20 protein-coding genes are annotated in these 26204 nt (G+C 45.9%); 18 read left to right on the top strand and 2 right to left on the bottom strand.

Annotated features, from left to right (window positions below):
- Positions 1-16: 16 nt before the first annotated feature.
- The 5 genes from QFZ81_RS22615 (at position 17) to QFZ81_RS22595 (ending at position 8266) form a co-directional block, all read left to right on the top strand.
- Complete coding sequence (locus QFZ81_RS22615) at positions 17-934, top strand: class II fructose-bisphosphate aldolase (RefSeq protein ID WP_307604823.1); 918 nt, start codon at positions 17-19, stop codon at positions 932-934.
- A 540-nt stretch (positions 935-1474) separates the two neighbouring features.
- Positions 1475-2200, top strand: a complete 726-nt coding sequence (locus QFZ81_RS22610; RefSeq protein WP_307604820.1) for an MBL fold metallo-hydrolase — start codon at positions 1475-1477, stop codon at positions 2198-2200.
- Positions 2201-2235: 35 nt separating this feature from the next.
- Complete coding sequence (locus QFZ81_RS22605) at positions 2236-4671, top strand: alpha-mannosidase (protein WP_307604818.1); 2436 nt, start codon at positions 2236-2238, stop codon at positions 4669-4671.
- A 13-nt stretch (positions 4672-4684) separates the two neighbouring features.
- Positions 4685-7279 carry a glycoside hydrolase family 2 protein gene (locus QFZ81_RS22600; protein WP_307604816.1) on the top strand — a complete coding sequence of 865 codons (2595 nt, stop codon included), beginning with the start codon at positions 4685-4687 and terminating at the stop codon, positions 7277-7279.
- 180 nt (positions 7280-7459) lie between these two features.
- A complete protein-coding gene (locus tag QFZ81_RS22595; protein ID WP_307604814.1) occupies positions 7460-8266 on the top strand; it encodes a DeoR/GlpR family DNA-binding transcription regulator in 807 nt (268 codons plus the stop codon).
- A 204-nt stretch (positions 8267-8470) separates the two neighbouring features.
- Here QFZ81_RS22595 and QFZ81_RS22590 read toward each other — a convergent pair whose 3' ends face one another.
- Positions 8471-8902 (bottom strand): Lrp/AsnC family transcriptional regulator, encoded by a 432-nt coding sequence (locus tag QFZ81_RS22590; protein WP_307604812.1) that lies wholly within the window; start codon positions 8900-8902, stop codon positions 8471-8473.
- Between the two features lie 125 nt (positions 8903-9027).
- On the opposite strand from QFZ81_RS22590, the gene QFZ81_RS22585 reads away from it, so the two are divergent.
- Positions 9028-9774, top strand: coding sequence for an MBL fold metallo-hydrolase (locus QFZ81_RS22585; RefSeq protein ID WP_307441272.1), 747 nt, complete (start codon positions 9028-9030; stop codon positions 9772-9774).
- A gap of 618 nt (positions 9775-10392) precedes the next feature.
- On the opposite strand, the gene QFZ81_RS22580 is transcribed toward QFZ81_RS22585, so the two are convergent.
- The gene (locus QFZ81_RS22580) at positions 10393-11088 is read right to left on the bottom strand and encodes a metal-dependent hydrolase (RefSeq protein ID WP_307604810.1); all 696 of its coding nucleotides are present in this window, start codon (positions 11086-11088) and stop codon (positions 10393-10395) included.
- A gap of 127 nt (positions 11089-11215) precedes the next feature.
- Between QFZ81_RS22580 and QFZ81_RS22575 the strand changes: the two genes are divergently transcribed.
- The 12 genes from QFZ81_RS22575 to QFZ81_RS22520 all read left to right on the top strand — a co-directional run bounded on the left by QFZ81_RS22575 (position 11216) and on the right by QFZ81_RS22520 (position 26199).
- The gene (locus tag QFZ81_RS22575) at positions 11216-12007 is read left to right on the top strand and encodes a PaaX family transcriptional regulator C-terminal domain-containing protein (RefSeq protein ID WP_307604808.1); all 792 of its coding nucleotides are present in this window, start codon (positions 11216-11218) and stop codon (positions 12005-12007) included.
- A gap of 528 nt (positions 12008-12535) precedes the next feature.
- The gene (locus tag QFZ81_RS22570; RefSeq protein WP_307441275.1) at positions 12536-13534 is read left to right on the top strand and encodes a LacI family DNA-binding transcriptional regulator; all 999 of its coding nucleotides are present in this window, start codon (positions 12536-12538) and stop codon (positions 13532-13534) included.
- A 16-nt stretch (positions 13535-13550) separates the two neighbouring features.
- The gene (locus QFZ81_RS22565; protein WP_307441276.1) at positions 13551-14423 is read left to right on the top strand and encodes a carbohydrate ABC transporter permease; all 873 of its coding nucleotides are present in this window, start codon (positions 13551-13553) and stop codon (positions 14421-14423) included.
- 13 nt (positions 14424-14436) lie between these two features.
- The gene (locus QFZ81_RS22560) at positions 14437-15279 is read left to right on the top strand and encodes a carbohydrate ABC transporter permease (RefSeq protein ID WP_307441278.1); all 843 of its coding nucleotides are present in this window, start codon (positions 14437-14439) and stop codon (positions 15277-15279) included.
- Positions 15280-15382: 103 nt separating this feature from the next.
- The gene (locus tag QFZ81_RS22555) at positions 15383-16687 is read left to right on the top strand and encodes an ABC transporter substrate-binding protein (protein WP_307441280.1); all 1305 of its coding nucleotides are present in this window, start codon (positions 15383-15385) and stop codon (positions 16685-16687) included.
- A 67-nt stretch (positions 16688-16754) separates the two neighbouring features.
- On the top strand, positions 16755-18020 hold the full coding sequence (locus tag QFZ81_RS22550) for an amidohydrolase family protein (RefSeq protein ID WP_307441281.1): 1266 nt from the start codon (positions 16755-16757) through the stop codon (positions 18018-18020).
- Between the two features lie 2 nt (positions 18021-18022).
- A complete protein-coding gene (locus QFZ81_RS22545) occupies positions 18023-20062 on the top strand; it encodes an AGE family epimerase/isomerase (protein ID WP_307441282.1) in 2040 nt (679 codons plus the stop codon).
- Positions 20063-20168: 106 nt separating this feature from the next.
- Complete coding sequence (locus QFZ81_RS22540) at positions 20169-20831, top strand: aspartate/glutamate racemase family protein (RefSeq protein ID WP_307441284.1); 663 nt, start codon at positions 20169-20171, stop codon at positions 20829-20831.
- Positions 20832-20876: 45 nt separating this feature from the next.
- Entirely contained in the window at positions 20877-21797 is a 921-nt protein-coding gene (locus QFZ81_RS22535) for a class II fructose-bisphosphate aldolase (RefSeq protein ID WP_307604805.1), read from the top strand.
- A 17-nt stretch (positions 21798-21814) separates the two neighbouring features.
- Positions 21815-24247: an alpha-mannosidase gene (locus QFZ81_RS22530; RefSeq protein ID WP_307441287.1), complete on the top strand. Its 2433-nt coding sequence runs from the start codon at positions 21815-21817 to the stop codon at positions 24245-24247.
- Positions 24248-24910, top strand: coding sequence for a class II aldolase/adducin family protein (locus QFZ81_RS22525; protein ID WP_307441290.1), 663 nt, complete (start codon positions 24248-24250; stop codon positions 24908-24910).
- Positions 24907-26199 carry a four-carbon acid sugar kinase family protein gene (locus tag QFZ81_RS22520; protein WP_307604802.1) on the top strand — a complete coding sequence of 431 codons (1293 nt, stop codon included), beginning with the start codon at positions 24907-24909 and terminating at the stop codon, positions 26197-26199. Before QFZ81_RS22525 ends, QFZ81_RS22520 begins: the two co-directional genes overlap by 4 nt.
- The last annotated feature ends 5 nt before the right edge of the window (positions 26200-26204 follow it).

Genomic DNA, 26204 nt, shown 5'->3' with positions numbered 1-26204 from the left:
ACGAGGAGAGATTACCATGAATACTGAATTAAGACCCAAAAACGTCATTACGCTCAAACAAGCCTTAGAGGTAGCTGAAAAATATGGGTTCGCTATTGGCTCGTTTTCCCCTCGATATACACCGATGATTACGCCCGTTTTGAGGGCTGCCGAGAAGATGAAATCTCCAGCCATTGTTCAGATTTCTCACAAAGAACTAATTCGATATGGGATTACACCAAAGGAATTTGCCGATGAATTTTATGAAAAAGTGGTGTCGGAAGGAATAACCGTGCCCTTAGTCCTGCATCTTGATCATACCAAGGAATTGGAAACCATCGCTCTTGCGATTGACGCCGGCTTCACCTCGGTCATGATTGATGCCTCTGAGAAAAATTTAGAGGACAATATTAGCACATCCAAAGAGGTCGCGGATTATGCCCATGCGAAGGGTGTTTCCGTTGAAGCGGAGCTCGGCATGATCGGAACGACGGATTTCGTGGAAACGGATAAAGATGAGGAGCTGTATACCGATCCTCAGGAAGCGAAAAGATTCGTTAATGAAACGAATATTGATGCATTGGCGGTTTCCTGCGGGACAGCCCATGGCGTTTATATGGTTAGACAGCCTAAAATCGATGTCGCTCGATTGCAAGAAATTCGTTCACTTACCCCCGTACATCTTGTTCTGCATGGCGGTTCCGGTGTACCTGCCGAAATGATGGAAGGAGCTATTCGCCTTCCGAGCGGCGGTGTGAGTAAAGTGAATATCGCAACGGACTTGGAGCTATCTTTCTTGGGGGCATTGGGACGGGAAGAGAGACTGACAAATGAAGAATGCAAAGCATTGGAACCTTCTCTTTTGGGAAAGGGGAGAGCCGCTGTTGAAAGCGCGGTCATTGATAAAATGATTCATTTCTTAGGAAGCAAAGCGCAGGCAGATCATTTTGTTTAAAGGGATAAAGGGATAAATGGCTAGGGAATGGGAGCTTATATGGAAAAAAAGGTGAACCCCCTCTGTGAGGACTGGTGGGCGTGATAGCATAACTCCAATATTCGATTTTGAGTGAGTCGTTCAGCAGACTCGTGAGGGATGATTGGGCTATCGTGGTTACCAGTGTTGTATCTTTTACAACAATTCACACGCCAAAAGGCTGTTTTGCATGTTGAAGTTGCAGTTTGTACAACATTTCGAGCCCATTTCTTGCGATATGGCCTGATTTGGTTTCATTCATCCGGCAACCTCAAGTGAGCCTATATGACAATGGATTCCGATTTAAGCCACCTCCTTTGCCAGATTTATATGGGTTGGGTTCCGTTTCGCTTGCCTAATAGCGACTCTCTAGGTAAATAACGCATCGACGTTCCCCTTCATGTGGGTTCTGGACGTTATGTTCCCATTCATGAGGGTATGGTTAGTACCGCGCATGAAGTAGAACAGCACGATACCTGAGACCTAGTCTCTGGTTATTTTTAATAATAGGAGGAATCTCCAATGTCTAAAGCTGTTAAACTCGCAGAAGACTTCTACGTTGTGTCTGGCGACAAGCTGACTCATCCGTGGGATGCGAGTGCTTATTTGATTACTGGCAAAGAGCCTGTGCTAATAGATTGTGGAGGTGTAGATGGCTATCCGGCGTTAAAGCGCAACTTAGGAGAGCTTGGAGTGCGTCCGCAAGATATTACGAAAGTAATAGCCACTCCTGGTCATTGGGACCATGTATCCGGCTTCGCGCAGTTGGCGCAAGAAAGCAGCGCTGAGTTGTGGATTCACGAAGAAGATCGGGAGCAAGTGGAGCAAGGCGATTACGATCGAACGGGTGCTTTTCTCTATGGCAAGCCTTTTCCTGCTTTGCAAGTACATCGGACGCTAAATGACGGGGAGACGCTGCACGTAGGCAGGTTCTCGCTGGAAATTATTCATACGCCAGGTCATACTCCTGGGAGTGTATCGCTGCGGCTAACGGATGGCATTCACAAAATTCTGATCGCCGGTGATACCCTATGGGGAGGTTACCATACTAAAGTCGGATCTGATATTGATGCTTGGGGCCATTCATTGGATAAGCTGTTGACCTATGATTTTGACTTGATGACCTTCGGTCATTTGCCTCCGACGTTGGTCTATGACGCCAAAACGAAAGTAGCCGAGGCACGGAAACAGCTGGGTGCATATTTTAACCCATGGTTCAAGCCCATGTATGAGACTTTTCAGTATTAAATTCGCTCCAATATCCAATAAAGGTAGGGGAAATTATGAAACAGAAGAAACTTTACATGATCGGGAATGCCCATTTGGATCCAGTTTGGCTTTGGCAGTGGCAGGAAGGCTTTCAAGAAACGAAAGCAACCTTCCGGTCAGCTCTCGATCGCATGAAAGAATATGATGATTTTATTTTCACCTCGAGCTCCGCTGCAAACTATGAATGGGTTGAAAATAACGACAAAAAAATGTTTGAAGAAATTAAGGAACGTGTACGTGAAGGCCGCTGGCAAATCGTTGGCGGATGGTGGATACAACCGGATTGCAACATTCCCGGAGGGGAATCGTTTGTCCGTCAAGGCTTATATGGCCAGCGTTATTTCAAGGAGAAATTAGGTGTAACCGCGAAGGTGGGTTATAACGTCGACAGCTTTGGACATCACGGCATGCTGCCGCAAATTTTGCTCAAAAGCGGTATGCCTTATTATATTTTTATGCGTCCTATGCCGAATGAGAAAGGCTTGCCGGGGCGTCTATTTCACTGGGAATCGGATGATGGCAGCCGTGTGCTGACCTACCGGATTCCATTTGAGTACTGCACATGGGGCAAGGACCTCGAGAAGCATGTTCGTCGTTGTATGGAGGAGTTGAAGGATCCTTTTGGCAACTTGATGGTCTTCTATGGGGTTGGCAACCATGGGGGAGGTCCAACGAAAGAAAATATCGACAGCATCAAGCGGATGAATGGGCTGCCTGAATTTCCGACGATGGAGATGGCTGCACCGAATGAATTTTTCGCCGATATGGAAGCTATGCAGCTGCCGATTCCAGTCGTCCACGATGATCTTCAGCACCATGCCAGTGGTTGTTATGCCGTTCATTCGGGCATTAAGCATTGGAATCGTCAAGCTGAGAATAAGCTCATTGCAGCTGAAAAATGGTCCTCATGGGCTGAATTAAGAACAGGGCAAGCCTATCCAACAGATTTTCATCGTGCATGGAAAAATGTGTTGTTTAACCAATTCCATGATATCCTTGCCGGAACTAGTCTTGAATCGGCATATGAGGATGCACGCAATATGCACGGTGAAGCGATGACGATTGCCGAACGTGGCTTGAACTATGCGATACAATCAATTTCCTGGCATATCGGCATCGAACAGGAAGATGGCATGAAGCCAATCGTTGTATTTAATCCTCATTCTTGGGAAAGCACCGTTAATATCGAGTTGGAAATTGGCGGCATCAAGGATACGACGACGTTAGTCGATGAGAACGGCAAGCAAGTTCCCTTCCAATTGGTACAATCTCAGGCAACGGCTGGCGGCAGATACCGTCTTAGCTTTATTGCCCAGCTGCCGTCTATGGGGTATCGGGTGTATAAGGTGCTCACAGCTACGCAGGAACCTAAATTGGCATCACATTCTATTAAAGCAAACGACTACGCGTTGGAAAATGATAGATTCCGCTTGGAATTTGATCCGAAGACAGGCTTCATCTCCAGCTTATTTGATAAAAAAGTAAATTATGAAGTATTCCGCGGGCCCGCAGCGAGACCTGTCGTTATCGAAGACAAGTCAGATACTTGGAGTCATAATGTTTTTCATTTCAACAATAAGATTGGCGAATTCATAGCGACAAGCGTTCAGCGCGTCGAGCATGGTCCGGTTAAATCAGTCATCCGAGTCACAAGTGAATATGGCAGCTCTAAGATCGTGCAGGATTTCACCTTATATAAACAATTGGACTATATCGATGTCAAAGTGACAGTGGACTGGCGTGAGCAGTTTAAAATGTTGAAATTGGTATTCCCAATCAACTTGGTATTTACGAAACAGACGTATGAAATCCCTTATGGATTCAAAGAGCGGGAGCATAATGGGGAAGAAGAGCCGGGGCAAAGCTGGGTAGATTATGGCGGTATTTTGCGTGACATTGGTGAGCACGGAGGGACTTCCTATGGTGTTTCCCTCATGAACGATGCAAAATACAGCTACAGCATTATGAATAAAGAGCTGGCGATGACGGTGATTCGCAGCCCGATTTATGCCCATCATGATCCTGTAGTTCCCGAGCCTCAGGGGCATTATTCCTTCATTGATCAAGGCATTCAGACGTTTAATTACAGACTGCTGCCGCATCAAGGCAGTTGGGAGCAGGCCGGCACGATCAAGCAAGCACTGGAGCTAAATCAGCGTCCGATCACGATCATCGAAACCTATCATGAGGGAGAGCTTCCTCAAAAGGATTCCTATTTAAACGTAAATAAGGATAATATCATTGTCAGTGTAGTGAAAAAAGCCGAAGAAGGCAGTGATCTGATTATTCGTGCTTATGAAACAACGCGAGAAACGACTGAGGCGACCATTCGTTTACCTCGCTTGGAACGGGAAATTACAGCACAATTCGGTCCTTGCGAAATTAAAACTTTCCGTGTTCCTGCCGATCCGAGCCTCTCGGTTACAGAGACGGATCTAATCGAGTGGTAAGGCGGTGAGAGAGATGGCAGTAAAGCAAATAAGTTTGAACGGAAACGATTGGCTTTTCAAAGACTTCTTGGGTGAAGACTGGATATGGCGAAATGCCGAAAAAGCCGACTCCAAAGATAGTCGTTGGTGGAGGAAAGGGGCGGTTCCTGGAACGGTCCTCTATGACCTTTGGCAAAATGGTGAGGTTTCGGACCCCTACTTTGAGCGTAATAGTCTTTTGGCGGAATGGGTGCCTGAACGAACGTGGATTTATAAAAAATCGTTCGACATCGATGCTTCATTGTTTGGTCAGCGCGTTCAGCTTCATTTTAAGGGTGTTGATTTTGAGGCGCAGTTTTTCCTGAATGGAACCCAAATTGGTCATCACAAAGGCATGTTTACGGCAGCCGTATTTGATGTCACGGATACCCTTCACTATGGCGGGTCCAACCTATTGTCTGTTGTGATAGAAAAAGCACCGGACGAACAGCCGCAAGTTAGCAAAACAAGTTACGTTCGCGAACATAAAAGCCGGATGACTTATTGGTGGGATTTCTGTCCGCGGATGATTCATCAAGGGATATGGGACGATGTGTATTTGGATGTCACAGGTCCGATTCGTATCGAGGATATTTATGTGAGATCAACGCTTTCCAATGATTTTGAACTAGCAAATCTTACAATAGATTCGACGCTTTCCTCTGCGAAACAGGCGGAAGTACGTGTGGAGACCTGCATTTTTTCAGGTGAAGAGCAAGTTAGTTCTGTCGTATCCGATCACTTCATAAGTGAGGGAGAAACCAAGCTTAGCTCCACTTTGCAGCTTAACTATCCACGTCTATGGCAGCCGAATGGTTCGGGAGAAGCCCATTTGTATCGAGTTCGAATTAACGTGTTTGAAAAGATAAATGAGCCTGGGGGACGTGCTGACAGCCTACTTAGTTCTGTTAAAGAAACAACGTTCGGCATTCGAACAGTGGCATGGCATCGGAATGAAACACCTGATCAAACGGCAAGGCCTTATGTGCTAGTGGTGAATGGGCATAAAACGTACATCAAAGGCTGGAACTGGGTACCTATGGATGTCATGTATGGTAGAGAGCAGCCGGTTAAGCTAGAAAGACTGTTAACGTTAGCCAAGCAGGCGGGAGTTAATATGCTGCGCGTATGGGGTGGAGGGCTGATTGAGAAGGATGCCTTCTATGAGCTGTGTAATCGTTACGGCATCATGGTTTGGCAGGAATTCATTCAATCCAGCTCTGGGATTGCGAACAAACCAAGTGAAGATGAGGCTTTTATCACGATGATGGTGCAGGAAGCTGGACAAATCATTCCGAGAAAGAGAAATCATCCTTCCCTCGTATTGTGGTGTGGGGGTAACGAGCTGCAGGATAGCGATGATCGGCCGCTTGACGATACGGAGCCCGTATTGGGAGCCCTTAAACAAGTGGTTGAAACACTACATCCTGATGCACTTTGGCTGCCGACATCGCCTACCGGTCGATGCTTTTCGAATACGCTGGACAACATCGAGCAGGATCCTACTGGGCAGCATGACGTGCATGGGCCTTGGGAGTTCCAGGGATTGTCACAACAATATGAGCTCTATAACAAAGGAACCTCGCTGCTTCACAGTGAGTTCGGCGTAGAGGGAATGACGCATTTAAAGACGCTGAACCTTACGATATCTGAGTCCAACCAGTGGCCAGCGACCCGGGATAATCCTATTTATTTTCACCGAGGTTCCTGGTGGATTAATGAACCAATGATTCAGTCCTCCTTCGGAAATGAGCTTCATAATCCGGAAGAGCTGATAAGAGCTAGTCAGTTTCTACAAGCAGAAGGACTTCGGTATGCTGTTGAATCTAATCTTCGCCGGATGTGGCAAAATAGCGGAACACTTCCATGGCAGTTCAATGAGCCATTTCCAAATGCCTATTGCACTTCCGCGCTTGATTACTTTACGAACCCTAAGCCGGTTTACTACGCAATGGCTAGAGCTTATCAAACTATACAAGTTTCAGCCAGCTTTGCTATGATTGCATGGGAAGGCCAGGGAACTTTTAAAGCGGATGTATGGGGTGTTCAGTCAGATAGAATCGAACTGGGGGAGTTAACCTCACAATGGTGTTTAGTTGGAGCAAGCGGACACCTATATTCGGAAGCCGAGTGGCAAGGAAAAGTGGTGTCCAATGCGGCCATCAGACTTGGGACATTTGAACTGCCTCTCCAGCAGCTGCAAGAGGATGTGTTTTTCTTCCGCATCAATCTGGTAAACGCCGCGAAGGAAGTCATTAGCAGTAATTGCTACCCTTTTAGCGTGACAGCTAATTTGGTGCCGATGTTAGTACTACCTCAAACCAGCATACAGGTGGAGAAAACGATTTCAGAGGAAGGGGCAATCTGGCAGCTTCAACTTACGAATGTTGGCACACAGGCTGCTTTTCTTGTTCATCTGGAGGATGCCCGTCCGGTTACGGCAGAAGGCTATGTTTATTATACGGATAATGATTTCTCATTACTCCCAGGCGAAAGTAAGTCAATTAACGTCCGATGGAGCTCCATTCCTGAAGCTGACCAGGAACTGAACATATCTGCTTGGAACAGCTCGGTTCAGTATATTTTATGATAGATAGAGCTTAATAGCCTCTTCAACTAGGGGTTTTAACGGGGATCGCTCTTGACAACCCTACTCAGAAAAGCGATATTAGAATTTACATATCTTCATTGAGAAATCCCCAATCAGAAATCCCTTTCTGATTCGGAAACTAATAGTGTAAAGGATTCGAGGATTAGAGGGGGATTGACTATGATTGCCATACATCGCAGAACCAAAATAAAAGAAATTCTCTTCCAAGAACGCAGTGTTAAAGTAGCGGATTTGGTAAAGGAATTCAATGTCTCCGAAGAAACCATTCGTCGCGATCTGAACCAATTGGAGCAGGAAGGCATCATTCAAAAAAATTACGGCGGCGCTATTTTGATAGAAGAATTGCAAAATAATTCACAAAATATCCCGCCAGTCGAGCAGCGGAGATTCCAATTTCACGAGGAGAAAGATGCGATCGGGAAAATGGCCGCTTCGCTGGTGGAAGGCAATCAAATCGTTATATTAGACGCTGGCTCAACAACATGGTGCGTGGCTCGTCACCTACGAAATGTACCAAAGTTGATGGTGGTTACGAACGGAACAGATGTAGCGGAGGAAAGCAGTCAAAATGAAGATGCTTCAGTATTCGTCATTGGCGGAAAGCTCATTAAGAAATCGATGAGTCTTGTTGGACCCCAGGCAGAACTAGAACTGCAAAAATATAATGCGGACTTCTCCTTTTTAGGTGCATCGGGGATATCCATGCGTAAAGGATTTACAAGCTCTGATCTCTATGAAGCTGAAGTTAAACGTGCCATGATATCAGCAGGACAAAAGATTGTCATTGTTGCCGATCATAGCAAATTCGAGCGGCAGGGATTGGTCTCCTTTTCCAGCTTTCAAGATGTTGATATTTTGGTTACTAGCGACCTAGTAGAACCGAGTATTCTTGATGATATCCGCCAGTGTGGTGTGCAGGTGATTGTTTGTCCTGTAAAGGAATTGATCCTAAACGAAGACGAATGAGAGTTGAAGTAACGGGTTGAGATAGTGGGTGGTCCGATAGAAGCCTTAAGGCTTCTAGGACCCCCGCTTTTTTTTACCACATAAGAAAGTATAAGTTTTTTCTAAAAGAAAACCTGACTTTCTTATTGGCGCGGTCGCTCATCTTCGAAAGGCCTCGATAGAGGTTTTCTCATTGAATTGCTACCTTGTGGGTGGGGAATTCAGCTATTTGATTTGGCCAATCGATAGGCTTACCTTGTAGTTGCCATACTTCAAGAGTTCGTCAAGGAAAACATTCAGTTCTATTGGCGTGCCGACGCGTACCCGCATCCAGTAGCATCCTTCGCCACTTACGCGATGCGTTTCAGCGACCTTATCATTTTGTTGAACAAACGTTTGAAACAAATGATGGGCGGTGTTCGATTTCATGAAAACGGTAACAAAGGCGTGCACGACTTGCCCTATTTTGTCCGGATTCCAGCGTAAAGTATAACCTTCAATGACACCCAGATCCTGCAGCTTTCGCACGCGAGCTCCAACCGCTTGCCCGGTCAAGTGAATAAGCTGACCAATTGCCTTGTGGGATTGGGTAGCGTCCTTTAGCAAATAATTCAATATACGAAGATCGACTTCATCGATCGTATGGTTGCTCAACATTAGGAAATTCCTTTCAATGTGAAAATGAAAGCCGATTTTTCGTTTCACCATGTCGTATTCGCTTATTCCGGCTTATCCTATAATTGTAACAGAACCATAAACTAAAAGATAAGAGGTATACGACAATGAAACTTCAATTGATCCGCCACGCAACGCTATGGCTGGAATATGCAGGAGTGCAATTCTTAATTGATCCGATGTTCTCCGACGAAAGGGTGAACCCACCGATCCCTAATTCAACGGACGATAGACGGAATCCTCTTGTTCCGTTGCCTTTTGCAATTCATGATGGATTTCGCCCAGATGCCGTACTCGTGACGCATTTGCACCGGGATCACTGGGATGATGCGGCTGCAGCGGCACTCTCCAAATCGACACCGATATTATGCCAACCGGACGATGATGCAGCGATCGCTTCCTTTGGTTTCACTTCGGTGACTGCGATCAATGAGACCTTAACTTTCAAAGGCATGACGATCATTCGAACAAGCGGGCAGCACGGTACAGGTGATATCGGGAAGAAAATGGGGCAAGTATCAGGCTTTGTCCTCAAAGCGGACGGCCAGCCGGCGCTGTACATCGCGGGGGACACAATTTGGTGTGACGATGTGAAGCAGGCACTAGATGCTCATCGGCCTAATATGACTGTCGTTAATGCTGGCGGCGCGAGATTCGCGGTGGGTGACTCGATCACGATGGATGCGGACGATGTGGTAGGCTTATGCCAGTACGCTCCGTATACAAAGGTTGTTGCAGTGCATATGGATACGATAAACCATTGTCTCGTCACGAGAGCGGATTTGCACACTCGTTTGACGGCTGAAGGGCTGCTTGATCAAGTCGCGATCCCGGGGGACGGCGATTGGGTATAACATAGACAAGAAGTACTTGTGATGTACATGTTTCGTGCGACCTCGGCTTGCTGGATGAGACGTATGTTTATCAATATTTGCACGAGAACATGTAGAGCGAAGTCGCTGGAGTTTCAAGCATTTAAGCGGTAACTTCAGTCTAATGTAGTGTAGTGCTTACGAAAACAAAATAAGCCCATACCCGTATTTTGGAAGCAAATTGATTTTCCAATTCATAAGGATATGGGCTTCTTTGATCTTAAATAAGGCAGTGTAGGGTCTCGTCACTTATAAAACATCATCGTCTGCTAATAAAGTTTGCCGAAGTTCATCCAAAGTTGCCTTGGCCATTTCTTGTGCAGTAGGATACTTCAGTGCCAGTTATTCCAACATAAAGGGGTAAAAAGCTCTGGAGTTATCTTGGCCTTCGTTAGTGCTCGTATCCGTAAGCAAAAAATTATTCAACTTATGATCACCTATTCGCATCAATTGCACCAGATTAACCAAGTTTTCTTAAGAGCTCCGCAATGGGCCCAATGTAGCATGTCAGGTTTTAGAACCGGTGCATTACCCAAAATAAACTGAGAGGTCGAGGATCCGCCTCAATAACTTTAAAGGGCTTCGGCGTTGACACCCACTTTATTTTACAAGTGTAAGCTGTTCTCCTGGCTGGAGAGCGAAGCCTTCGATTCCTTGCTCCTTCAGCTGTGCGGTGAAGGCTGCAGTATCTTGCACGATGCCTGGGAATGTGCTGTGATGAATCGGGATCACGTTCTTTGCTTGCAGCCACTTTGCTGCAATCAGAGCATCCTTAGGTCCCATTGTGTAAAAATCCCCGATCGGCAGTACCGCGTAATCAATATCGTGAAGCTCGCCGATCATTTTCATATCTCCGAACAAGGAGGTGTCGCCGGCATGATAAAGCGTAACTCCGTTCCAATCCATGACAAATCCGCCCGGCATGCCTGCATAGACGATGCTTTGGGAATCGTCCGCTATAATAGAAGAGCTGTGGAATGCGTGAACAAGCTTTGCTCTGGCAAATCCCAAGTCCACAGTTCCTCCGATGTTCATTCCGATCGTCTTCAGGCCCTTCCAAGAGTAATAGGTAGCGAGCTCAAAGGTGGCGACAATGGTCGCATCGTTAGCTCTGGCGATAGCTTCCGCATCAGCGGTGTGATCCGTGTGTCCGTGTGTAAGCAAGATGTATTGAACTTGAATGTCCTCGGCTTTCGCTTTGGCGACGGGATTGCCGCTCAGGAACGGATCGATGATGATCGAGCGCTCTCCGTCCGAGATCTGAATGCAAGAGTGTCCGTGAAAAATAAGGTTCATTTTTTTCTCCTCCGTATACTATTTATTATTCGTTTGACGACAATGCGAGTATATTCTTTATTTCTTTTTTTGTCAAATTACTGTAATATGATGATAGTAAGTATTCTGGAAGGGGATCAAAAACCGAATGCTGTCAATTGAGAAGCAGATACTTTTCCTGCTGACAAAAAAGCGTTGCATGCATGCTAAAGAATTAGTACAAATTTATACGAAACGCGGCTATAAGGAGCAGTCGATCAGGAACGTTCTATCACGAATGAAGAAAGAAAAGTATATTCATGCGGAAGAGCGTTCCCTGTATTCCATAATGGACAAAGGGGAGCAGTTTTTATCCTTCGTGAACAGGAAACCGTGGCAATACGATGTGGACTGGAACCGCAAATGGTATTTCGTGCACTTCGAGGTACCGGAGTCAGAGAGGCAAAGAAGGGATCAATTCCGTTTGCAGCTGCTGCAGCTTGGCTTCGGTCAACTGTATAAAGGCGTTTATGTCTCTCCTTGGGATTACAGTAAGCAGCTTTTGTCCTGGATTCATGCGGCCTCCATGGATGAATACGTCACTATCTCGGAAGCGTCGATTTTGTTTCGGGATATTACCCCCGAGCGGGCAGCCGACATTTGGCCTCTAGCCGGCATCCATCGCCTGCATCAGGAGAAATGGCAATGGTATCAAGACGAATTTGTGCCGGCGTTGAATAAGGAAATCAGAGGCAGGATGGATCCCTTAGAGCTGTTTGTCCTTTATTTGCATGTCGGAGAGGTTATCAGCGAGATTAGCCTTAGGGATCCCATGCTTCCGGTGTCTCTGCTTCCATACGATTGGATGGGGCACCGCGTAATCGCCGAGTTGTATCGTTCGTTTCAGTCGTTCGCCACCCTCATCCCCAGCTCTTCAAATTATCATCAATTTCTCGTGTAAACACATGAGTATCCGGACAATGCTGCCCGTAATGTGAGCAAAGGCTGTCGTTCATGCCGGCAGCCTTTCAAGGTGGCAACAACGAAATGGAGGTCAGCTTATTGTAAATCAGCATATTGAAAATATAGATGAAGTGGTTGAAACGTAGCCTGTGTGGAATGTTTATATATCACTTTTGAAGTTGTTTTTATACCACAAAGTGCAGTTTGAAACAAATGAATACGAACAACAACTAGGTTTGTTTATTTGTTAAATTAAGTATTGACAATCTTATGTGTAAGCGATAACATGTAACTATAGAAATCGGTAAATAAACGAATCGCCATTATCCAAATTGGGAACGATCCCAAACAAGCGTGGGGAAACTTAATAAGCAAGCCCCTTTTTTTGAAAACAAAATGGGAACGTTCTCAAAAAGTGAGACGCCTATCGAAGTAAACAAAAAAACGATCTTTTATCCTTAAAATGGGAACGTTCCCGAAAATAAAAATTTAATCGCTTTTGTTCGAGTATAGAGGAGGGCAGCCAATGAATCCAACGATTCATGACGTCGCAAGAGTGGCGAATACATCCAAAAGTACAGTATCACGTTATTTAAATGGTCAGAAGGTAAAGAAAGCAACAGAAGAGGCCTTAGAGAGGGCGATTATAACTCTTAATTACCATCGGAATGAAAATGCTCGTAGGTTAGTCATGAGTCGGACGAATACGATTGGTATCGTGGTCGACAACATTTCGAACATCTTCTATTCGGGCATAATTAAAGGGATTGAAGCCGTAGCTAATAAGAAAGGCTATAACTGTATATTCTATAGCGGAACTTCAAATGCCAAACAAGAGGCGTCCTTTCTCCATCTACTTTTCGAAGGACAGGTTGACGGCATTATTCTTCTTAGCTTCCAGAAGCGGGATCCACTTGAACTGGAGCGAATGATGGATGTTCCGTATCCGCTTGCATTAATTGGCGATCATGGGGAAATGGACGGTTTATTCTCAGTTGATATCGACAACGCTTCAGGAGTTGCTGATCTGGTTACCTATCTGCATGAATTAGGGCATCGTCGAGTGGCCTATATTTCGGGTCCTGCTCACATGGGACCTATCAAGTACAGATTGAAAGGCTTGCAGCAGAAGATGCACGAATTGCAAATGGAATTCCGGCCTGAGTGGGTCGTCGCGTCGGATTGGACGAATCAAGGCGGATACGAGGCCATGAAAGAACTGCTTAAAGAAGAAGGCTATACGGCAGTCATTGCCTCCAGTGATGAAACAGCGATCGGTGCACTTCGCGCGTTACAGGAGCAAGGGATTCAAGTGCCTAACCAAATGTCAATCGTCGGATTTGATGATATCACCTTGTCAAGTTGGGTTTCCCCGCCATTGACTACGGTTCGCCAGCCGCTACAGCAGGTAGGGATGAAGGCAGCGGAAGGCTTGTTTGCTCAAATAGAAGGAGAAGATGTAGAGAGAACGTCTCATTTATTTAAACCGACACTGATTACTCGTCAATCTTGTACCAAACTTTAGAAAAGAGTTGAGACCGATGATTTCAAAAATCAATAAGTCGAATTACGGATATCTATTTGTAGCTCCATTTTTTATAGGATTTAGCATCTTTGGTTTGATTCCGATTTTATATACGTTTTATTTAAGCTTTACAAAATGGGATGGATTTACGGATCCCGTTTATGTCGGCTTGGCCAACTATTCACGCCTTTTGCATGATACGTTCTTCTATCAAACGATAGGGAACACCTTGATTATTTGGGTCATGTCGATTGTTCCACAACTGGTCATTGCCCTTGTTCTTGCGATTATTTTGAATGAGAAATTCATTCGCGGCAAGCATTTTTTTCGGGCTGTGTACTATTTTCCTCATATCATTACACCGATTACGCTTGGCGTCATGTTCAGCTTAATGTTCGACTGGCAAACGGGTTCGGTCAATAAAGTGCTGATGGATTTAGGAATCGTTAGCGAGCCAGTGAACTGGTTCAGCAGTCCTTGGTGGTCGCGCACGATTGTAGCGGGAGTCATTTGCTGGCAATATTTTGGATTTAATCTGATCGTGTTTGTCGCGGGACTGCAATCCATTTCAGAAGAAGTGTACGAAGCTGCGAAGATGGATGGCGCGAATAAATGGAAAAGCACCCTATATATTACGCTCCCCATGCTGCGACCTGTCTTTCTGTTCACCTTCATTACCTCAGTAATTGGGGGTCTACAATTATTTGATGCGCCACTGATGCTCGGAGATGGTCCTAATAATACGACCCGAACAATGGTTATGTACCTCTATCAAACCGCATTCAAAAATTTCGATTACAGCTACGGAGCAACAGTCGCGTATGGTATTTTCGTTGTTGTCATGATCTTGACGGCGATTACAGCGAAAGCTTCAAAGCTCAATGAGTAGGAGGTGACGACCCTTGATTAAGAAAGCGTTTCAATTCGATTGGTTTATTTTGAAAATCATCATCTATGTGGTGTTAATTGCTATAGCTTTAACTTGCTTACTGCCTTTTTACAGCATGATCATTACTTCAACGCACAACAACTCAGACATTGCTCGGAAGCTGCTCATCGTGCCTGGCGACCAGTTCTTAGTGAACTATCATAGGCTGATTGAAACCGTTAACATCTGGCGTGGTTTAGGTAATACGTTATTCATCACCATAACGGCGACGCTCATTAATGTTTATTTTGCTGCGTTAGCTGGTTATGGATTCTCGAAATACAACTTTCGTTACAAAGGCGTATTATTCATGATTACCCTAGGGACAATGATGATTCCTGGACAATTGGGGATTATCGGGTTTTATAAATTAATGGATGTATTCCATATGTTGAACACTTATTATCCGCTCTTGCTCACCTCCGTCTACAACGCGTTTGGTATTTTTCTAGTCAAACAGTTCGCGGACACATCGGTACCAACCGAAATTATCGAATCTGGAAGAATAGACGGTTATGGTGAAATGCAGCTTTTCCATCGCATCATTTTACCGTTAATGAGCCCTGCACTTGCCACGTTAGCGATCTTTGCTTTCATTGGGAAATGGAATGACTTTTTAGTTCCGATGATTATTTTGTTCGATGCTGACATGCAAACCTTGCCCGTCATGATTGCGAGTGTCAAATCACAGTTTTCATCCGACTTTGGGGCTCAATACGTAGGAATTGTGATATCGGTCGTCCCGATCCTGGTGTTCTTTTCTTTTATGTCCAAGCGGATTATTAACGGGGTTGCAGCTGGGGCTGTAAAGGGCTGATGCGTAGACATCGAGAGGAGTGATGCGCGCCAATATATATCGTCATCTTAGCCAGCAAAACATCACTTATACATTTAAATTTACTCCGAAGGGGAGCTATGTCTTGAAAGCACAAAAATGGGCTTCTATTTTAATGACAACAGTACTTGCGACAGGTGTTCTAACGGCTTGCGGCTCTAAATCAAATAACAATAGTTCAGCGACGAATAGTCCGGCAGCATCGGCCGCTCCGGTTGATCCAGCTAAGCTTTCCGGTACTCTTTCCTTATGGACTTTCTTTGATGGAACAAAGGGCATTGCGTCAGCATTTGAGAAGAAATATCCGAATGTCAAAGTTGACGTTAAGGTGTTCCCTGGCGATCAATATCAAATCAAACTTTTGTCAGCACTGCAATCTGGCAAAGATGTGCCTGACGTACTTGACCTAGAAAGAAGTTATGTTGGCAAATTCATTGAATCTCCATTTTTGATGGATCTAGCACCGATTGGCGCTGCTGATTTAGTGAAAAACTACATTCCATATGTCTCTGAGCTTGGTAAATCGTCGGACGGCAAAATCAAAGCGATTTCCGACCAATCCTCTCCAGGCGGCTTCTGGTATTTGAAGGAAAATGCGAAAAAGTTCCTCGGTACGGATGATTCGAACCAAATCAGCGAAATGGTGAACAGCTACGATAAGATCATTGAGCTCGGTAAAAAAGTTGCGAAGCAAAGCGATGGCAAGGTTCATTTAATTGCGAATACAGGGGACTTGAATGACATTGCCAGCTACAATACACAGCCTTTCTATGTGAATGGCAAATTAAATGTCGATCCGAAATGGGAAAAAGTATATAACAGTCAAAAAGAAATTCGTGCGAATAACGTAGATGCGAAATTACCATTCATGTCAGCGGGCTGGGGTAATGCACTTAATGACGGAAGTGTTGTATTGGTAGCGATGCCTGCTTGGGCAACATTCATGATCGGTAACAAAGATAACAAAGCCGTTGGTAAGTTTGGCGTTGCCAAAACACCAGAAGGTTTCTACAACGGTGGAACATTCCGTGCTATTTATAATAAAACGGCCAATAAAGACATCGCTGCTGAGTTTATCAAATTCTCTGCAAGCGCTGAATGGCAGAACGCAGATCTGATTGCAAGAGGGAACATGCCAGCACTTCAAAGTGTTTATGATGCAAATGTAGATAAGTATACAGCCCCGTTAACTGGCGATCAAAAAGTACTGCAGCCTTACTACGCAATGATGAAGTCAATGCCAGTGATTAAGTCTGATAAATACAGTGATTCGATTCTAGGTCTCTGGAGAAAAGTAGCAAGTCAAGGACTTACAGACAATAAAAGCTATGCGGATGTTGTAGCAGCCTTCCAAAAAGAAGTGAAAGCAGCGTTCCCAGAGCTTCAGTAATTGTAAAAAAGAAAAGCGGCTGCTTCGTAAGAAGCAGCCGCATATTTAGAAGGAGAGAGACCAGCTAATGAGCATCCTTCATGATTATGTTAACCGAATCCGCATCATTGACGGTCATGAACACCTGGCAACACCGCAAATTCGAAAAAGAGAAGATCATGATTTGTTTTCCCTGCTGCATTACTTGGACTCTGACTTTTATAGCGCAGGCATGAAAATGGGTGCGTTAGGAAGACAAAGTTCATTAGATGTAGAACAAAAGGCTACCTTGTTTATGGACTTTTGGCATAAAACGAAAAATACAACGTATGCCCGGATGTTTCGTACAGCAATGGAAGATTTATATGAGCTCAACGAGTGGAACGTGAATGGCCTACTAGAGGCGAATGTAAAAGTGTCCCAAGCAACGCACAATCCTAACTGGTATGAGCATGTGATGGCCCAAAAGTCCGGAATTGATCTTGCCTTTACACTGATCCAGACGACGAAACTTGCGTACGTGCGTTTTCGTCCCATCATGTTTATGGATTTTACTTTCAAACTACGAACATTGAAGGATATCACTACTGTCGAGAGAATGTCTGGCGTTACGGTCTATCATCTGCGCCAATATTTGGAGGCAGTGGATACCTTATTGCATAAATATGTCCAGGAGGGCATGGTCGCAACAAAGTTTGGGCATGCCTACTGGCGCTCCCTATCCTGCGGTAAACCGACATTACATGAAGCGGAGTTAGCTTTCAATCGTCTGCTGGGTTGTACCTTGGAGGAATCGCTCTCCCAAGCTGAAACGCAAGCGCTGCAGGATTATTTGATCCATTTTATCATCCAACGTTCGATTGCTTATGATCTACCGATTCAAATTCATACAGGTCATCATGAAGTAAGTGTTTCTTCCAACGGCAACTCATTAACGAATTCGAATGTGGAGTTGCTGATTCCACTGCTGCTGGAATACACGGAAGCAAGGTTTGTTCTGCTCCACAGCGGATACCCCTATTACTTGCCTTATTTAAGTATTGTAAAAAATTTCCCGAATGTCTACGCAGATTTTACTTGGGTATATATTATTTCACCTACAGCAGCTAAACAAATATTGCATCAGGTTATTGAAATGGTGCCGATGACGAAAATTCAAGGCTTTGGCGGCGATTATAACTATATCGAAGGGACATATGCCCACCAGAAGCTGGCCCGCAAAGTGGTGGCAGATGTCTTGACGGAAAAGGTGGCAGATGGCGCACTTGACGAATCAGATGCCATGACCTTTGCTGATCGGATTTTCCGAACGAATTTAATCGAATTATATAAGCTGAAAGGTTTGGAGGAATAGCGATGCAGTGGAAGATATCGGATAACGGCTTAGAGCATGCAGTGAAGGCATTTGAGATTACTACGGCTGACTCCAAGCAGCAAGCAAGTCTTCGGTTTTCCAAATTGTTATCGGCAAGTGGCATGAACGGGGAGCAGGAAATCGTACCCGTCGATGAAATAACGTCAACATCTGAGGGGCTGAAGGCTTCGGGGGAATCGGAAAGCTTTAAAGTACGATCAAGCTGGAAGCAGATGAGCGATATTTGCGACTATTTCGAAGTACACATGGAAGTTCAATACGAGGGCAAGCAAGCCTCTGCTTACAATTTGCAGTTTGGCTGCAGCCTTGAAGGAACGGGCAAACCGGACTGGATGATTCCCGGCGCTTTTTATAAAGAAAACCGTTTCGAAAAAAATCTGCGCCCCTACCCTCGCTATGACTTTAAAGGGGGCGAAGCTCAACAAATGGTATCTGATTATTGGTCATTTCGTGCAGATCGTGCAGCTCTTCCCGCTGTATTCGCATGGAATGACGGGATGTGCGGGGCTCTTTGTACGGATGAAATGTCCCCGCTTGGACTTAGTGGTCTAGGCTTTCGAGGCAATGCAGCAGGGACGGAAATTTGGCTTAACTTTCCCTACAAGGAGGAGCCTGTTACGTTCATTGGGAATGCCGTGCCAGCACCAGCGGATTTGCATATGCATACGTTCCAACCGGGAGAGAAAGTAGAACTTCACTTCTATGTTTACGCAGGCACTTCTGACGCGCACAGCTACAATCCTTTCGTTCGTCAAATGTATGCCATACATCGTCAAGTAAATGGGCTTAATCCATGGATGGGCTTGGAGCAAGCAGCAGAACTAACGGCGCACGGCTTGTACGAATGGCACTATGATAAAGAGAACGACATTCTTAGAGAAACGGCTGCTTTCGACCGCGAGTTTAACAACAATGTCAAAGGAATGGGCGATCGACCGCACATGCATGTCAGTTGGGTAAGCGGTGTGCCTTATGCCTACGCCTTGTTGACTTATGGCAGGAAAAAAGAGACTTCATCTTATATCGAAGCAGGCATCAGAGTCATAGATAAAATCGCGACAGGGCTTGCACCGAGCGGAACGTTCTGGGCTTCATGGGAGCTCGGAAGAGGCTGGACGGCGGGCTGGAATCCGAAAAAGACGTGGCTGCAGGCTAGAACCATATCTGAAGCAACGTTGTTCCTTGTTCGGGCGCTTGCTTTTGAGAGAGAAGCAGGTGTCATGCATCCTGAATGGGAGCATGCTGTCCTCTCCAATCTTCGCTTCGCGGTGGAACATCAGCGCTCCGATGGGAACTTCGGCTCCTACTATGATTGTGAGACTGGCGAAGTACAGGAGTGGGATGGCGCAGGCGGTATGCTGTGGATTGCCGCTCTTCTGGAGGGAGCCGCTTACTTTGAAGACGAAGGCTTCGCAGCCGCTGCGGTTCGGGGAGGAAGCTATTATGAACGTTTCATTCGTGACGAATATATGTATGGCGCTCCCGAGGACGTCCACTTAACACCGACTTCGGAGGATGCATACAACGCGGTCGTGTCCTACGTTCTGTTGTATGAATTCAATCGACAGCCGCTCTGGCTGGAGCTTGCTTCTAGTGCTGCGGATTGGATGATGACTTTCCGTTGGACTTACAATTTACAATTTCCTAAGCATTCTCTTCTCGCACAGTACGATTACTGTTCGCGCGGGGCGGATCAGGCATCAACATCCAATCAACATTTACACAATTATGGACTTTTTGCTGTACCAGAGATGCTTCGGCTATGGACTTATACAGGAGACCGATATTATCTAGATCGTACACGAGATCATATTTCTTGCTTCCTGCAGTTTATCGCGCGCGAAGATGGCGACTTCAATGCTTACAAAGGTATGGTAACGGAACGTTTCTACAATACGAATTGCTTCCAGCCGAAGGGAATGATGCTGACGCTTTCCCATTCTTGGTGCATTGGACTCATTTTATATGCGGCTCAGGTATCTCTACCTTATGAAAATGACTTAGATTTATTCGATCGTTAATTGAAGTGGAGCGAGTAAAGTAGGCTGCGTTGCAGCCTATGTAACTTTTGGGAACGTACCCAAAATGCCAGATAACGTGTTGCAAACACGCAAAGGAGCGATTTCGATGACAAAAAAACTAGCCATTATCCATACAACGCCTGTAACGGTGGAAAGTTTAAAAGCATTAGCCTCAGAGCTTCTGCCTGGGGTTGAAGTGATGAACTGGGTGGATGATTCCATTTTGCCGCAGCTCGCAGCGAATGGCGGGCAAATCAATGAGATAGAAGAGCGGTTCCTTCAGTACGCTCAAATTGCCGAGAAAGCAGGTGCTTCTTGCATTTTGAGCGCTTGTTCGTCTATTGGTGAACTGGTTGCCCGCGTACAACCTAAGCTCCGTATTCCCATCATTCGTATCGACGACCCGATGGCAGAGTTGGCGGTGAATTCAGCACTCAAGATTGGTGTTGCGGCAACGCTCGAAACGACATTGCAGCCGACGAAACGAATGCTCATCAGCAAAGCGGAGCAAGCTGGCAAAGCGGTACAAATTGATACAGTCGTCGCAAAATCTGCTTATCAGAAGCTCCTCGCTGGAGATAAGAAGGGACATGATGAAGAACTCGCATCTGTACTCCGCAACCTTGCAGCCAATACGGATGTCGTTTTGCTTGCGCAGGCTTCTATGGCCCGCGTGATTTCGCAATTTGCTCCAGAGGAACAAGCTCGTTTTCTCAGCAGCCCGCGTTTAGGTATGCTGCGGGTTAAACAAGTCATGGATCAACTATAGCGTTACCTCATTACTAGAAGCTTTATTAAAAGGAGAATTACAACGATGACAAACACAACACCAACTTCACCGGTAATCACATTAAAACAAGCACTTGAGATTTCTGAAGCGAACCATTTTGCGATTGGCTCTTTCTCGCCGCGTTATACCCCCATGATTGCAGCCGTTCTGAAAGCGGGCCAAATCGCGAACTCACCTTTGATTGTTCAAATTTCACATAAAGAATTGATTCGTTATGGGATCACGGCAGCCGAATTTGGAGAAGAATTTTACCGCCAGGTAAAGGAGCAGCAAATCACAGTTCCTGTCGTACTGCATTTGGATCACACGAAGGAATTAGAAACCATTAAAGAAGCAATCGCAGCGGGCTTTACGTCGGTCATGATTGATGCATCGGAGAAACCTTTTGCCGAAAATGCGGAGATTAGCAAGGAAGTTGTGGCATATGCCCATACGAAAGGTGTTTCCGTAGAAGCCGAGCTGGGAATGATTGGCACAACAGACTTCGTAGAAACGGATAAAGATGAAGAATTATATACGAATCCACAGGAAGCGGCTGAGTTTGTCGCGATTACCGGTGTTGATGCGCTTGCTGTGTCTTGCGGTACCGCACATGGCGTGTATGTCGTGAAGCAGCCCAAAATCGATTATGACCGCCTGATGGAAATTCGCAGATTGACCCCTGTTCATCTTGTCCTGCATGGCGGTTCGGGCGTACCACCTGAAATGATGCGCAGAGCCTACCAATTGCCAGGCGGCGGTGTTAGCAAAGTGAATATCGCAACAGATTTGGAGCTTTCGCTGCTTAAAGCACTTGGACGCGAAGAACGGATGACCAATCAAGAATGTAAAAAATTAGCGCCAGATATGCTGCAAGTCGGACGTGATGCCGTTACTCAAACGGTGATGGAAAAAATGAAGCACTTTTTGAACAGCGCTGGTAAAGCGGATGTTTTTAACAAATAGATCGGGGGATTCTCTCAATGAAAGATAACAAACTCTATATGATTGGTAACGCACATCTGGATCCGGTTTGGTTATGGCAATGGCAGGAAGGATTCCAAGAAGCGAAGGCTACATTCCGTTCTGCTCTAGACCGGATGACAGAGTCCGAAGATTTTATTTTCACTTCCAGCTCTGCTGCGATGTACGAGTGGATTGAAAATAACGAGCCTAAGATGTTCGCGGAGATCAAAAAGCGCGTGCAGGAAGGACGCTGGAATATTGTCGGCGGTTGGTGGATTCAACCTGACTGCAACATTCCGAATGGGGAATCCTTCGTCCGTCAAGGGCTGTACGGTCAACATTACTTCAAAGAGAAGTTCGGGGTAACAGCTAAAGTTGGCTATAACGTAGACAGCTTTGGGCATAACGGTATGCTGCCGCAAATTCTGAAGAAGAGCGGGATGGATTATTACGTGATGATGCGTCCGATGCCGAATGAAAAAGGGCTGCCAAGCCGTCTGTTCATGTGGGAATCGGATGATGGCTCACAAGTCATGACATTCCGCATCATGTATGAATATTTGTCTTGGGGCAAGGATTTGGAAAACCATGTTCGCCGCTGCCTGGGCGAATTCAAAGAGCCGCTTAACGAGTTGATGCTGTTCTATGGCGTTGGCAATCATGGGGGCGGCCCAACGAAGGAAAATATCGAGAGTATTCGCCGCATGAACGAGGATCCATCGCTGCCTAAGCTGGAGTTTGCAACGCCGGATGCGTATTTCAAAGAGATGGAGAGCAAGAACTTAAAGCTGCCGGTCGTTCATGATGATTTGCAGCACCATGCTAGCGGCTGCTACGCTGCGCATTCTGGTATTAAGCATTGGAATCGTAAAGCAGAGAATCGCTTAATGGCCGCAGAGAAGTACTCGGCGCTCGCTTCATGGATCACTGGTCAACCTTATCCCGCAGAATTCAAGCAAGCTTGGAAAAATGTGCTCTTTAATCAGTTCCATGACATATTGGCAGGAACCAGCTTGGAGTCTGCTTATGAAGACGCGATGTATTTGTACGGGGAAGCCATGGCTATCGCGGATCGTTCCCTTAATTATGCGGTTCAATCTTTGTCATGGAACATAAACATTGAGCAAGATGTAACCATGAAGCCGATTGTTGTTTTTAACCCTCATACGTGGGAAAGCCGTGTAAACGTTGAGCTTGAAGTAGGAGGCATCAAACCCACTACTGTATTGCTTGATGACAAAGGGAACCCGGTGCCATTCCAGACGGTACAATCGCAAGCGTCTGCAAACGGCCGTTTCCGTCTTAGCTTTATGGCTGATCTGCCTTCCATGGGATATCGGGTATATAAATTGGTGGCTGAGTCAGCCTCGCACAAATCGGTTGGTGAACCGATCCAAGCTAGTGATTTGGTCATGGAAAATAAACGTTTCCGCTTGGAGTTCGATAAAGAAACAGGCTACATCAAGAGCCTGCATGATAAAGTGGTCGATCATGAAGTGTTTAAAGGAGATGGAGCCAAGCCCATCGTCTTGGATGATAAATCGGATACTTGGAGCCATGATGTCCTGCATTTTAACCAGAAGGCAGGTACGTTCAAAGCGAAAAAGGTGTTCCGTGTCGAGCACGGCCCCGTTAAATCGGTCATCCGTGTTGTGAGTGAGTATGGCAGCTCAAAGCTAGTTCAAGATTTCGCCATGTATGCGGATCGCGATCAAATTGATGTGCAGGTGATGGTGGATTGGCGCGAGTCCTTCAAAATGTTGAAGCTGGTTTTCCCAGTGAATGTCATCTTTAGTAAGCAAACCTATGAAATACCTTACGGTACGATTGAACGTGAACATAACGGCGAAGAAGAACCAGGATTAACGTGGATTGATTACTCGGGTGTGACTCGAAAAGGCAACATCATGTACGGCCTCAGCCTAATGAATGATGCGAAATACAGCTATAGCATTCATAACCAAGACATGGCGTTGACTGTACTGAGAAGTCCTATTTACGCACACCATGTGCCTTATGAACCAGATCCGAACGGTGAGTATTCCTTTATCGATCAGGGTATTCAGCGTTTCTCTTACTCCTTGCTGCCTCATGAAGGTACGTGGGAGCATGCAGGTACGGTGAAGCGTGCAGCAGAACTTAACTGCAAGCCGATTGCGGTTATTGAATCGTTCCATGAAGGGGAGCTTGCGCAAACCGATTCCTATGTAAAAGTAAACCGCGACAATATCGTTGTTAGTGCGATCAAGAAAGCCGAAGATAACGAGGACCTCATTGTTCGTGTCTATGAAACGAATAAATCCGCTACGTCAGCCGAGATCGAGCTGCCTAGATGGAAGCGTGTCATTAAGGCAGATTTTAAACCATGCGAGATCAAAACCTTCCGCGTGCCGAAGAATCCGGAATTGCCGATCAAAGAAACCAATATGCTGGAATGGGATGTGGAGTAGATGAAGGCATCGGTTTGGCAGCAGCTGCAGGAAGCCGGGCGTTACATGCTGAATAACGGCTTGGCTTGGGGAAACGCAGGCAATATCAGTGCGCGGACCAAAGCTGACCACTATTTGATTACAGCAAGCGGTACAGACCTAGGGGAACTCAGCGAAGACGACTTCGTTGAGTGCTCTTTATCTGAGGGAGGCTCATCGTCCTCAGCAGCAGGGAAGAAGCCATCCAAAGAAGTGCCCATGCACCAAGCCATTTATGAATCTCGTCCTGATGTAGGTGCCGTGCTTCATGCTTCACCCTTTTACAGCACGATGCTAGCCTGTTCGGCAGAACATTTGCCATCCGAATGGTTTGTTGAAACGATGTATTATTTGGAACGCATAGAACGCGTTCCTTATTTTCATCCAGGTTCACGTGAGCTTGGTGATGCAGTGCGTGAGAAGGCTTGCAAAGCAAATGTGCTTTTCCTCGAAAATCACGGTGTGCTTGTTTATGACAAGAATGTGAAGGAAGCACGCATGGCCATGCACACACTTGAAATGGCTTGCAAGATGTATGTGATGGCGAAGAGTTCGGGGATTTCCCTGCGCAAGCTGCCAGAAGACGTGGTTCAAAGCTTCTTGAACGAGTCGGGCTATAGGCCAAGAAGGAGGTTCTCCGATTGATTGGTATTATCGCAGACGATATTACAGGGGCTAATGACATCGGCATCATGTACGCTAAGGCAAGCATCAGCACGCATGTTTACCCGATGGAGGCGTGGACTGGGAGAGAACAGAGCAGTGGCGCCGATCCGGAAGTGCTTGTTCTCGACACGCACTCCCGATTAGATACGCCGGATGATGCTTACACGAAGGTGTACCAGATGACGAAGCGGCTGCAGGAAGCTGGGTGCGCACGTTTTATCAATAAAACGTGCTCTGTTTTCCGAGGCAATATCGGGACAGAATTTGATGCCATGCTTGATGCACTTGAGGCATCTTTTGGCATAGTAGTGCTTGGTTTTCCGAAAAATGGACGTACTACCTTGAATGGCATTCATTATGTGCATGGTAAAAAACTGGAAGAATCCGAATTTCGAAACGATCCTGTGCATCCGATGCTCAGTTCTAATTTAGTCGATATTTTACAATCACAAACAGACCGCAGAGTAGGACTTATTCCCATTCATATTGTAGAACAGGGTGCTTCTATCTTAGAGGAGCAAATTGCAGTGATGAAGCAATCAGGCTTCACCTATGTCATCCTCGATGTCCGTGATCAGCAGTCACTGAAAATTATTGCGCAAGCGCTTCAGGATGAGCCGATTATTTGCGGAAGCTCAGCTTTGGCCGAGGAGCTGGCGTTGTTAGAAAAGGCGAATGCCGTACAAATGGGTGTTAAGAATAAGCTGCCAGCGCTTGGACGCCCAGCTGTATTATGCGCCGCAGGCAGCTTAATGCCGCAAACGGCTGCACAAATTACCTATGCAAAAAAGCATGGCCTGACAGCGTTAGAGCTTGAATCACTGCTCTTATTTAACCCTGTTGAAAAGCAGGCACATTGCAAGCAATTGGTCGAACAAGCGTCGAGATTTCTGAAGGACGGTCAGGACGTACTCATTCACGCCTCGAATAGTCCGCACAAGGTGGCGGCGACGAAAGTAAAGGGTGTTGAACTCGGTTACGGCAATACGGAAGTGTCCGTTATCGTTTCGAAGGCGCTATCCGACGTCATACAATCGGTCGTCGATGAGACAGGGCAGCAACGTCTGCTCATCGCTGGAGGGGAAACGTCCGCTGCCGTATGCGATAAGCTGGGCATTGGCGGACTTAGCATCTGGCGAGAAATTGAGCCAGGATTGCCATCCTGTTTAACGATCCAAACGCCGCAGCGCTTTTTGGTGTTGAAATCAGGCAGCTTTGGCAGCGAACCCTTTTTCATAGAAGCTATTGAACACTTGAAACAAACATAACCTGT

The sequence above is a fragment of the Paenibacillus sp. V4I9 genome (assembly GCF_030817295.1).
GTDB lineage: Bacteria > Bacillota > Bacilli > Paenibacillales > NBRC-103111 > Paenibacillus_E.
Note: the sequence above shows the minus strand (reverse complement) of the source record. Positions and strands in the feature narration are given on the sequence as shown.